8 protein-coding genes are annotated in these 12,015 nt (G+C 64.6%); 2 read left to right on the top strand and 6 right to left on the bottom strand.

Annotated features, from left to right (window positions below; genetic code table 11):
• The 3 genes from SO156_RS35655 to SO156_RS35645 all read right to left on the bottom strand — a co-directional run.
• On the bottom strand, nt 1–2,459 hold a 2,459-nt coding region (locus SO156_RS35655; protein WP_498538037.1), incomplete at its 3' end, for an EAL domain-containing protein.
• Nucleotides 2,460–2,615: 156 nt separating this feature from the next.
• Nucleotides 2,616–3,917, bottom strand: coding sequence for an MFS transporter (locus tag SO156_RS35650; protein WP_498538036.1), 1,302 nt, complete (start codon nt 3,915–3,917; stop codon nt 2,616–2,618).
• A 116-nt stretch (nt 3,918–4,033) separates the two neighbouring features.
• Nucleotides 4,034–6,436, bottom strand: coding sequence for a bifunctional diguanylate cyclase/phosphodiesterase (locus tag SO156_RS35645; RefSeq protein ID WP_498538035.1), 2,403 nt, complete (start codon nt 6,434–6,436; stop codon nt 4,034–4,036).
• A 314-nt stretch (nt 6,437–6,750) separates the two neighbouring features.
• Between SO156_RS35645 and SO156_RS35640 the strand changes: the two genes are divergently transcribed.
• Together SO156_RS35640 and SO156_RS35635 are read left to right on the top strand one after the other, a co-directional pair.
• Nucleotides 6,751–7,911, top strand: coding sequence for an ABC transporter substrate-binding protein (locus SO156_RS35640; protein WP_498538034.1), 1,161 nt, complete (start codon nt 6,751–6,753; stop codon nt 7,909–7,911).
• Between the two features lie 181 nt (nt 7,912–8,092).
• Nucleotides 8,093–9,157, top strand: a complete 1,065-nt coding sequence (locus SO156_RS35635; RefSeq protein WP_498538033.1) for a tetratricopeptide repeat protein — start codon at nt 8,093–8,095, stop codon at nt 9,155–9,157.
• 143 nt (nt 9,158–9,300) lie between these two features.
• Here SO156_RS35635 and SO156_RS35630 read toward each other — a convergent pair whose 3' ends face one another.
• The 3 genes from SO156_RS35630 to SO156_RS35620 all read right to left on the bottom strand — a co-directional run bounded on the left by SO156_RS35630 (nt 9,301) and on the right by SO156_RS35620 (nt 12,010).
• Nucleotides 9,301–10,389, bottom strand: a complete 1,089-nt coding sequence (locus SO156_RS35630) for a C45 family autoproteolytic acyltransferase/hydrolase (protein WP_498538032.1) — start codon at nt 10,387–10,389, stop codon at nt 9,301–9,303.
• Nucleotides 10,390–10,543: 154 nt separating this feature from the next.
• Nucleotides 10,544–10,933, bottom strand: a complete 390-nt coding sequence (locus SO156_RS35625) for a hypothetical protein (protein WP_498538031.1) — start codon at nt 10,931–10,933, stop codon at nt 10,544–10,546.
• Nucleotides 10,934–11,032: 99 nt separating this feature from the next.
• The gene (locus SO156_RS35620) at nt 11,033–12,010 is read right to left on the bottom strand and encodes a hydroxyacid dehydrogenase (RefSeq protein WP_498538030.1); all 978 of its coding nucleotides are present in this window, start codon (nt 12,008–12,010) and stop codon (nt 11,033–11,035) included.
• Between the last annotated feature and the right edge of the window lie 5 nt (nt 12,011–12,015).

Raw genomic sequence — 12,015 nt, 5'->3', positions numbered from 1 at the left:
GATGCCGGCGCGTAGAGGAAGCCCTGCACGACGTCACAGCCGAGCTCGGCCAAGACCCTGCGCTGTGCTTCGGTCTCGACGCCTTCGGCAACCACGGTCATGCCGAGGCCCTGGCCGACGCGCACGACAGCGGTCGCGATGGCGAGCGCGCCGGCATCGGCTTCGATATCGCGCATGAAGCTGCGGTCGATCTTCAGCTCGCGGATCGGCAGATGCGCAAGCCGGCTGAGGCTCGAATAGCCGGTGCCGAAATCGTCCAGCGACAGTCCGACGCCGAGCGCGCGGATCGCCTTCATGGTCTCGAGCGCAACCGCCCGCTCCTGCATGAATGCGCCCTCGGTGATCTCGAGCATTAGGGCGTCCGGCGGCAGATCGTGCGCCGCGAGGACGCTTGCGACATGCTTTGCCAGCACGACGTTACGGAAATTGATCGGCGAGAGATTGACCGACACGCTGGGGATGTCGAGCCCGGCGCGGCGCCAGCCAGCCATCTGGCGGCAGGCCTCGCGGATCGACCACAGCCCGATCTGCTCGATCAAGCCGCATTCCTCGGCGAGCGGAATGAATTTGGCCGGCGAAACGTCGCCGAGATCAGCGTCATGCCAGCGCGCCAGCGCCTCGACGCCATGGATCGCGCCGTCGGCGGTGCGAACCTGCGGCTGGTAGCGCAGGCTGAGCTTGTCCTCGGCGATGGCGCGACGCAGCGCCGCCGTGAGAGCGAGGCGCTGCTCGGTTAGTCCGTTCATGTCGGCGCAGAAGAAGCGATGGGTGGAACGTCCCGCCTGCTTGGCGTTGTACATCGCCGCATCCGCCTGCTGCATCAGCGCGTCGATATCGGTGGCGTGATCGGGATAGAGGCTGATGCCGATGCTGGCGGACATCTGCATCTGCCGCGCGCCGAGCCGCAGCGGCTCGGCCAGAGCCTCGGTGATCCGGCGCGCGACGCGCGCGGCACCTTCGGCGTCGCGGTTCGGCAACAGGATCACGAATTCGTCGCCGCCGAGCCGGCCGAGCATGTCGCCGGGCTCGATCTGCGCGCGCAGGCGATGCGCCAGCTCGACCAGGAGCTCATCGCCCGCGGCATGGCCGAGCGTGTCGTTGACGTCCTTGAAATGATCGAGATCGAGGAACGCCAGCGCGACATGGCTGCCGGGTCGACAAGCGTCGATCGCGGCCGTGATCAGGTGGCGCAGTTGCACGCGGTTCGGCAGACCCGTGAGGATGTCGTGGTAGGCGAGCCGCGCGATCTCGGCGCGCGCCTCTTTCCGTTCGATCGCGAGCGCACCGAGATTGACGCAGGCATCGACGATGCGCCGGTGCCAGCGGCTCGGCGCGCGCGGCTCCCTGTAGTAGAAGGCGAAAGTGGCGATGACCCGTCCGTCCTTGGACTTGACCGGCGTCGACCAGCAGGCGCGCAAGCCGATCGACAGCGGCATCGCCTTGTAGGGCTGCCAGCGCGGATCCCTGTCGATATCAACAGCGAGCACCGGCTTGCCGTAATAGGCCGCCGTTCCGCAGGAACCGACATCGGGTCCGATCGCGACGCCGTCCAGCGCCCGCGAATAGTCCTCCGGAAGACTGGGACCGCCGAGCGGATGCACGAAGCCGGCGGCATCGACATGAAGCAGCGAGCAGACGACGTCCGGCGCGATCTCCTCGACGCGCCGGCACAACCGGTCGGCGATCTCGGTGATCGGGACTTCGTCCGCCAGCGCAGACGTGATCAATTGCTGGAGCGATCGCAGTTGCTTGGTTTCGGTGATGTCCTCGAGCAGGGCGAAGATATGCTTCACCCTGCCCTTGCGATCGCGAAAGGCGTCGATCCTGGCAGTGACCCAGATCTCCTCGCGATCCTTGCTGTACAGCATCACCTCGGCTTCGCCGCCGCGGCCACCCGCCATCAGCCGTTTGCCGAGCCTTGCAAGCGCCCTGCGGTTGGTGTGACGTCCGGCCACGAGCTCGCTCACGCGCCGCCCTTCAGCCTCATCGGTGGCATAGCCGAACACGGCGGCGAAGGCCGCGTTGGTGTAACGGATATTCAGCTCGGTATCGGTGATGATCACCGCGCGATTGGTCTGGTCGGACACCGCGTTGAGCAGCCCGATCCGCACGCGGCGTTCGGCCTCCTCGGTGACGTCGCGAACGAAAACGGCGTGATGGGTCGTTCCGATGGACGAAAGCGATATGGCGGCCCTGAGCCTCGTGCCGTCGCGCCGCACGAGGCTGATCTCGTCGCGGATATCGGTAACCGGGTCGGCCTGCAGGCACTTGAGCGCGAGAATGCCGGCGTCACGTCCAAGCGCGTCCGTCCGCGGGAGTTTCCAGAGCCGCTCCGCGGCTGCATTGAAATGCGTGATTCTGCGGTCGGCGTCGACGATGACAACGCCGTCCTCGGCCAGCTCCAGCGCAGCCAGCAGGACTTCCGGAGTTCCGATCGCAGGGCAATCCTCGGCGGACATCGTTGGACCCGGGCGCGTCGCAAGGTGCGACAAGGGCTGCAAGCCTAGCGGTCCGATAGTGTCCAAGAAGTTGGCTCAACCTGGCGTCGGCTTGCCAAGATGAGACATGCTTAAGAAACCGCGAAGAGGACCACGGAATTTGTGAAGCGGGCGACCCTATCCGGCGCCGGCTCCGGGGTGAAGCTTGTGCAGCCGGCCGGCGACCGCCCTCACCTTGCGAGGTGCGGCCTGCCAGATCGACAACGCCGACAGACCGCTGACGACCATCGCGATGGCAAAGGCGAGCGTGTAGTCGCCGGCAAGGTCATAGAGGAGGCCCGTCGCCCATGGTCCGGCCGCGCCGCCCGCCAGCGCGGCCAGCATGATCATACCGAAGATGCTGCCCTGATTCCTGCCCCCGAAGATCTCGAACACCACCGCGCCCATGATCGATGTCAACCCGTAGCCGAGAGCCCCTTGCGAAAACACCATCACGTAGACGAGCCAGAGTGAGGCTTCGAATTTCAGGGCGATCAGCGCAGCAAAGCAAATCGCAAAGCCTGCGCAGCTCGTCGCCCAGACCCATTCCCGGCCGATCCGGTCCGAGACATGGCCGAGCAGGATCTGGCCGGGAATGCCGAGCAGGCTGACCGCGCCGAGCGCCCACACTGCGACGCGCGGGCTGAAGCCGATGTCGAGCAGGAATTTGGTCTGGTGCACCTGCACCGCGTACCAGATGTACAGGCCGCAGAAATAGCCGAGTGCGATCCACCAGAAGCGTGCCGTGCGCAGCGCGCTCTTCAGCGTCCATTCGGTACCGGCCCAGACGGGATCGACGATGTTGGAGACGGGCCTTGCCGCGCTTGCCGATGGCGCGGTGTCGCCGTCCGGCAGTAGACCTAGATCCTCGGGCCGCTTGCGGAGCAGCAGGTTGATCGGCGCCAGCGCGATCAGCAGCAACAGCCCCATCGCGGTGCAGGCGGTGCGCCAGCCGCTCTGCTCGATGATGTGCTGCACCCAGGGCAGCAGCGTCACCGAGCCGATGCCGGCGCCGGCAAAGGCGATGCCTATGGCGAAGCCACGCTTGCGGATGAACCAGTTCGGCAGGAACAACGACTGGCCGGAATAGCCGAGGCAGACGCTGCCGGCGCCGACCATGACGCCCATGGTGACATAGAGATGCCAGGGCCGGCTCGTCAGCGGCGCCAGCAGGAGACCGGCCGCCATCAGCGCGACGCCGACCTCCATCACCGCGCGGGGACCTGCGCGATCCATCAGCCGGCCGATCAGCGGGCTGACCACGCCCGAGACCACGAAGCCGAACGAGAAGGCGCCTGCGGTGACGCCGCGTTCCCAGCCGAACTCGGAGATGATGGGAGGAAAGAACAACGAGAAGGCGGTGCGCGCGTTGACCCCGATGGCCATGGTGACGAAGGTCACCGCGACTACCACCCAGCCATAGAAGAACGGAAGCCGCATTGTGTTTGTTTCATCCCTGGACGATCCTTCCGATCATCGGGGGATGTCCGGGTCAAGCGCTTTTCGTGCATGCCCGGGCCACGCTTGCGTGACGGACCTTTGCGCGGCGATGGGTCTCAAGCCGCGTCGAGCTGCGAGCCGGAGACCGGCGCCTCCGGCGCGATCAGTTCGATCGGCTGCGGCCGTCCCATGAGATAGCCTTGCGCAAAGTTGACGCCGAGCCCCTTCAGGCGCTCGAACTGTTCGCTGGTCTCGACGCCCTCGGCGGTTACCGACATGTCGAGGCCGCGCGCCAACGTCACGATCGAGGAGATGATGGCCGAGCTGCGCGGCCGGTGGCTGAGATTGCTGATGAAGGACTTGTCGATCTTGATCTTGTCGAACGGAAACGCCGTCAGGTAGCTCAGCGAAGAATAGCCGGTGCCGAAATCGTCGAGCGCCAGCTCGATGCCGATGCTCTTGAGCCGCTCCATGAAGGCGTGGTTCTCGAGACCGCGCTCCAAAAGGACGGACTCGGTGATCTCGATCTCGAGTCGCTCCGGCGGCAGGCCGGAATCTTCCAGCGCCGCGCAAATCACATCGAACAGCTCGGCTTCCTTGAACTGCACCGGCGACAGGTTGACGGCGACCCGTGTGTCCGAAGGCCATGACGCCGCGTCCTCGCAGGCGCGCCGCAGCACCCATTCGCCGAGCGCCACGATCAGGCCGGTCTCCTCCGCGAGCGGAATGAACTGGTCCGGCGGGATCAGCCCGCGCGTCGGGTGACGCCAGCGCACCAGCGCCTCGAAGCCGCGGCGCTGGCCGCTGGCGACATCTATGAAGGGCTGGTAGTGCAGCTCGAACTGGCAGCGCGCGATCGCGTCGCGCAGGTCGCCCTCGAGCATGTTGCGCGCCTCGAGGTCGGCCGACATCGCCTCGTCATAGATGGTGAAGCAGTTGCGCCCCGCACCTTTCGAGCGGTAGAGCGCGAGATCGGCCTTCTTCAGAAGTTGTTCCTGGTTGCTGCCGTGCTCCGGCGCGATCGCAATGCCGATGCTGGTGCCGATCTCCACGCGATGGCCGGGCAGGAAGAACGGCTCGGTGACGAGCTTGGCGATCCGGCTCGCGAGCTCGGTCGAGCATACCCGCTGATCGTCGCAGCCTTCCTGGATGATCGCGAACTCGTCGCCGCCGAGCCGCGCCAGCACGTCGCTCTGGCGCAGCGCGGATTTCAGGCGCTGGGCGACCTGGCGCAGCAAGAGGTCGCCGGCCCCGTGGCCAAGCGAGTCGTTGACGTTCTTGAAGCGGTCGAGATCGAGCATCAGGATCGAGAAGGTCAGCCCGTCCTCGCGCATCTGCCGGTTGATCTCGTCCAGCCGCGCGAGGAAGAATGCGCGGTTCGGCAGGCCGGTCAGGATGTCCGTCTGGGCGAGCTCGAGCACCCGGCGGTTGGCCAGCGACAGCCGCCGCGAGTTGCGGCTTGCGAGCGCGAGATAGCTCGCCAGCGACAGCGTCAGAAGCATGCCGACGACCAGCACCGTGAGCGCGCGGTCATAGGCGGTCTCCAGCGGACCGCCGACGGTCGGCACCGCACGCACCTGCCAATCGGTATCGCCGATCCGCAAGCCACCCGACCAGTGCACGCCCTTCGATACGTCGCTCATCGATTGCGGCGCGGTCGCCGAGGACGAGAAATCCGGCAGCGACTGCTCCAGGCTGACGATCTGCCCCGTGAAGGGCGGATAGACGTTGACGCTGATCGCGGGACTTGCCGCCGTCGTGGTGCGGATGGCACGCAGCAGCAGCGGCAGATCGAACACGGCGACGATGACACCCGCCTGGTTGCGGCGGCGATCGGCAACAGTGTCGCGCGAGGTGCCCTTGGCGTAGACGGGAACGACGACGAGGACGTTGGGCGACTGGCCGCCGTCGCGCGGCTCGTAGAGTTGCGTGCGCAGCGCCGCGATCCGGTCATTGTCGCGCGCGCGCTCGATCGCGGCATAGCGATCCGGAATGGTCGCGTAGTCCATGCCGTAGACCGGCGAGGTCTTCGGCTGCGTGGAATAGAAGACCGGGAAATACTCCTCGCCCTGCGGCGCGGTCGCAAAGCCTTGATCGTTTCCTTGGCCCTGAAGCGATTTGATGCGATAGCCGGACACGCCGTCCGCGACTGCGGCGGCCTCGTATTCGGCGCGCTCCTTGCGGTTGATGCGTGGCAGCCAGGCGACGCGGAGCATGCCTGGGTGATGCTCGAACAGCCGGCCGGCGAACGTCTCGAACTCGCTGCGGGTGACTTCTTCGTTGGTCGACTCGAACAGGGTGCGCAGCGCCACGAGCCGGCTGATATATTCGTTCATGCCGTTCTGCATGACGATGGCTTCGGTTTCGGCCGCGTTCTCGAACTCGACCTTGTTGACGCGGTCCTCCCAGCGCCCGACCGCAGCCGCGCCCACCACCGAGAACAATACGCCGAGGCTTGCTGCGACGAGCGCAGGACGGTAGAGCCCGGACAGCGGCGCAGGGCGCCATCGCCCGATCATGCGCTTCCGATCCTGATCATTCTGATCGCGATCGCCCATCTCTCTTAAGCCGTCCCTCTGGCGTGACGGGTCGAACTTCTGGTTGAGCCGTCAGGAAACGATCGGACATGGGGCTCGGTTAAGAAGTGCACAATTTCCTTGCGTCGCCGGGCGCGACTGCGGGGCTTAGTTAACTTTTCCTGCGCCAGTCGCCGCACCATGGAAACAATTGCAACAATTCTCCGGAGTAATACGGAGGGCGATCGGCCTTGCGGTTACGGACGGCGGCACTATCGTTCTCCCGTAATTCCCGCAAATCCCGTATCAGCGCCGCCATGACACGAGTCCGTTCCGCGACATGCATCGTTCTGGCCGTCGTGCTGGCCGCATTCGTTGCGCCGGAAGCCCGAAGCGAGGAGGTCGGCGTCAGCACCGATGCGATCCTGTTCGGCCAGGCTGCGGCGCTCGAGGGGCCCTCCTCCGCGCTTGGCTTACGCATGCGGCAAGGCATCGTCGCCGCCTTCACCGAGATCAATGCCAAGGGCGGCGTCCACGGCCGCAAGCTGCAATTGATCAGCCGCGACGACGGTTATGATCCCGACCGTTCGGTGGCGCAGACGCTGCGGCTCATCGACGAGGACAAGGTATTCGCGCTGATCGGCGCAGTGGGCACGCCAACCGCGATGGCGACCATTCCGATCACCAGCCTCAGGAACATTCCCTTCATCGGCCCGTTCAGCGGCGCGGAATTCTTGCGCGACCTAGAGCTCAGCAACGTCGTCAACATCCGCGCCTCCTATGCTGCGGAGGCCGAGGCCTGGATCAAGCATCTCACCGAGGAGCGCAAGTTCAGCCGCATCGGCATCTTCTACCAGGACGACGCCTTCGGGCGCGATGGTCTCCTCGGCGTGAAGCGCGCACTCGCCAAGCGCGGCCTCGAGCTTGCCGCCGAGGGCACTTTTGAGCGCAACACCAAGGCCGTCGCGTCCGCCTGGCGGATGCTCAGGCGCGCCGAGCCTGAAGCGATCGTCATGGTCGGGACTTACGGCCCGTGTGCGGAGTTCATCAAGCTCGTGCACCGCAGCGGTCTCAATCCGACCTTCGTCAACATCTCCTTCGTCGGCGCCAATGCGCTCGCCAAGGAGCTCGGATCCGAGGGCGAAGGCGTCATCGTCTCGCAGGTCGTGCCGTTTCCCTGGGACGCATCGCAAAAGCTCGTTGCCGACTACCAGGCGGCGCAGAAGGCGTTCGACCGGACGCTGACGCCCGACTTCGTGTCGCTGGAGGGCTACATCTCGGGACGCCTCGCGGCCGCCGCGTTGGAGAAGGCCGGACCGAAGCCGACGCGCGCCGGGCTGCTGCGGGTGATCAACGACGTCGGCCGCTTCGACATCAGCGGCAGCACCATCACCGTCGGCATCCGCATGATCGACACGCCGCCAAAAGTGTTTTTGACGGTGATCCAGAAGGACGGGACGTTCAAGCCGATCGACTAGGGTGTGGCTCCGGTCGATTGAACCAAGACTTCTTTACCGGCGACTAAGTCTCGGCATTTGGCGTATCGCTCGCCGCTATCCTCTGATCGTCATACCGAAGAGTCGGACGCAATGGATGAAGAGACATAATTCGCTGATTACGTCCGCCGGGATGATCTGTTCAGTCCTGTCATTTGCGTTGGTGCTGCTGACATTCCGCGTTCAGGCCCAGACTGTGCCGGACGCAAAATGCGCCGGCAAGCCTGATATCCCCTGGAGCGAGCAGATTGCGGGATGCACCAGCGCGATCGAATCCCGCAAATATGCCGGAAAAGATCTTGCGAAAGCCCTCCTATTTCGTGCCAGAGCCTATGGCCAGACGGGCGACCTCGATCGGTGCTTGGCCGATGTCGAGCGGGCGATCCAGCTCGATCCCAATGATCCCGTTGCTATCGGCTCGCGCGGCGACGTATATCTGGTGAGGAAAGATTACAACCACGCGCTGGCTGACTATACGAAGGCGGCCTCGCTCGACCCCACGAACGCCTTGGTCATCATCGGCCGCGGGATGGTCTATTTCGCGACAGGCGACCTCGACCGCGCCATGGCCGACTTCGATCAGGGAATCCGGCTCGATCCCAAGGCTGCCGCAGGTTTTGCCAACCGCGGCGGCCTCTATTATGCACGAAATGATTTCGATCACGCCCTCTCCGATTACACAACAGCAATCTCGATCGACCCCAACGGTGCGTTGCTCTACAAGAGCCGCGGCCACCTCTATTTGCTGAGAAACGAATTCGACCGCGCCATGGCCGACTTCGAGCAAGTCATCCGGCTCGATCCAAAAGCCGGCTACGGCTTTAATGGTCGTGGTCTCGTTTACACCGCCAAGGGCGACTTCGATCGCGCCCTTGCCGATTTTGACAGGGCCATCAGCCTCGACCCCAAGGAAGCATCCACCCACCTCGGCAGGGGTGCAATGTACTTTAACAAGGGTGATTTGGATCGCGCGCTCGCCGACTACACATCGGCAATCGCCCTCAATCCCAACTTTGCCATGGCCTACAAGAACCGCGGAGAGGTTTACGAGGCCAAGGGTGATCTGGATCGCGCCATTCTGGACTATGGCGAGGCGATCCGGCTGCAGCCGACCTTCGCCGATGCCCTGTACCGGCGCGGTAAGGCCAAGCACCTCAAGGGAGACGCAGCCGCGGGAGACGCGGATATTGCTGCCGCGAGGAAAGTGGATCCAGGAATTGGCAGGTAGATTCCAACAACGCAAACATGCTCGCCGCCCGAAAGCTGATGGTCGGCACGCCGCCAAAAGTATTTCTGACGATGATCTAGAAGGACAGGACGTTCAGGCCGATCGACCAGCGCGTGGTCTCGTAGACCCCGTCCGCTTCTGGCTTAGACCTTGCGCCACAGCCTCGCTCTCGCTCGCCGGGGCGATAGTCGACCCAGGCCGAGTTGCCCCTTGAGCTGCTTTGTCGGCAGATCTTCACCGGCGACCCACAGCTTGAAATCGACGTCCAGCATGTCCTCATCGAGCGCGGCGGCATCGCCGCCGATGCCAATCAAGAGCCGACGTTTGGCCGGCTCGGCGACGATGGTGTGCAGCGTTTGGGCGTTGCCGTAGTTGTGGAAAGCCGGCGAAGCGGAGAAGTTCAGCGCCGTGAAAGTCTGTTCGGCACTGAGCTCCCGCGCGGCCCAGCCTTCGAGCGGCGGCAGCCGGTCAATCGAGTGCGCAACACGTCGGTTCAGGCGCCTCAGTTGTGGCGTCTGGAAATGATTGGTGCAAGCCAGCCAGTCGCCCCTGCGCACTGCGACCGCGCCGGCCCCGGCTTCGACCACCGCAGCCACGCCGCCGGCGTCGAGCACCGAGTAGTTGTTCTGCGTGACGTGGGGCGTGCGACGCAGAAGGTCGATTGCCTCCGTCGTCGTCGCGCAGCTGTCGAGTACGCGCCTAACCAGCAACACGCTGGTGAGACCGGGCGATCGCGGTCGCGCCCTCACGAGATGGAGGCCGATGGCGAGCCCGTGCTCGTTCATGCCGTCCAGCCTGCCAGTCAACTGGTGGCTGCCGCCGATGCTGGCGTAGCTGCCACGCACCTGCAGGAGCGCGAAGCGCGCCTCGTAGCCTCGTGGCCGAAAATCATAGTTGCGGCCATAGACGCCACCGCTCATGACAGCCGAGCAGCCGCCGGTCGGCATCCGCAACCCGTCATTGCCGAAATAGGTGACCGCTTGCTCCATCGGGATGTTGAGCCCCTCGGCGATCCCACCGATCTCCTCCCACAGCGCCGGCGCGTAAGTCCTGAACGCGCGCTCTTCGGTGCGAATATTGAGCCACCACGGCAGCCGTACATTCTTGCGTCGGAGAAACGCCTTACCTTTGCGCGTCGCCGCAAAGGCATCAGCCTGCGCACGGCCGACCTCGTAAGGCGTGCCGCGACATTGCACAAAGCTGACGCGGAGCGTCTTGGTAGCGGACGCCATCGTGACGCCTTAACTGGGTTGAACTTCGAACGCGTGGATTGCTGCCTCTATAGCGTAGCACCCAGCGGTCGCAAGTCGGCCTGCCGATGTAACACGCCTGATTTCACAGCTGCCGACTGAATGTCCGTTCCCGGTCCAAACCACCAGCGGATGCTCAGGCGTTTGGCTGCCACCACCCAAGTATCGCCATAGCGAGGCACGCGAGAAAGGCTACTGTCTGGTGACCCATTTCCATCCAGTACCGGACCGGCGCGGTGTCTCTATGAAAAACCTGACTCGGCCAGCCCAAAAGACCGTCTACGAGCCAGTCCAGAATATCAGCACTGTGAAAGAAGGACGTGATTTTTCTCTCGACAAGGCCAGAGCGCACCTTGCGGATGCAATCGACGCACAAATAAATTGCGACGATGCGAGCGACGACTTCACAAAGGAAAAACTGCATTTGCGCGTCAATCGACAGGGTTAAGGGCCAGGTGCGGTCGTGAGCGCTACTTGGTCTTGCTATGACCGGATTTGGTGTTGGTTCAATTGCAGGAATGATCACGGCGCTGGTCGCCCAATCCAGGGCATGAGCGGGAATGCTTCGCTTGACCGCCGGGAAGCCGACATCAGCGTCACTATGAGTACTGCCCGGCTGCGCCCTTCACGGACGGCGCGTCCAGCGTTCGGCATTGACGGCGCCCGGCGGGACCTCGCCCTTGATGATCGCCTCGACCTGGCGCACGGTTTCCAGCGATTGATATTCGATCGCCTGCGGCGTCAGGCCGCCCACATGCGGCGTCGCGATGACGTTGGGCAGCCGTGCCAGCTCCGGCGACGGCATCTGGTCCGGCGCGCGGCCGACGTCCATTGCGGCGCCTGCGATGCGCCTCTCGCGCAGCGCTGCCGCAAGCGCCCCCTCGTCGACGAGATTGCCGCGCGAAAGATTGATGAAGACGGCATGCCGCTGCATGCGCGACAGCGCCGCCGCGCCGATCAGATTTTCCGTCTGCTCGTTGGCGATGGCGAGGCAGGCGACATAGTCGGATGCCGCCAGGAGTTCGTCGAGCGGGACGTGCCTGATCGCGGCATCGCTGATCGCCACGAAGGGATCGGCGACCAGCACCTCCATGCGCAGCACCTTTGCGATTTCGGCAAGATAACGTCCGATGCTGCCAAAGCCGATGATGCCGAGCTTGCTGCCGGCGAGCTGACGCCCCATCCGCGCCTCTACCTTGCGACCCGCCTGATAATCCGCCGTGGTTCGCGAGACGCCGCGCGAGAGATCGACCATGAAGCCGAGCGCGAGCTCGGCCACCGCCTGCACGAAGCCGGGACCGGCACGTGTCACCAGCACGCCAGCCCTTGAAGCGGCCTCGACATCGACGTTGCGGATGTCGACGGCGCAGCGGACGAAGGCGCGGAGGCGCGGCAATTGCGCAAAGATCTCGCCGCGCCCCTCGGTCATGCGGTCGGCCACGATGATGTCGGCGTCTTTGGCAACGCGGACGAGGCCGGCGGCATCGAGTGGCGCCTCGCCTTCGTGCAGGATCACCTCGGCCAGCGCCTGCAAGCCTCTCAGGCTGCGCTCGCCGTAATAATTGCTGCGCATCTCCGGCGTGTGAGCCAGCAGAACCTTCACGGCGA

It is taken from the genome of Bradyrhizobium sp. UFLA05-125, from assembly GCF_059803515.1.
Note: the sequence above shows the minus strand (reverse complement) of the source record. Positions and strands in the feature narration are given on the sequence as shown.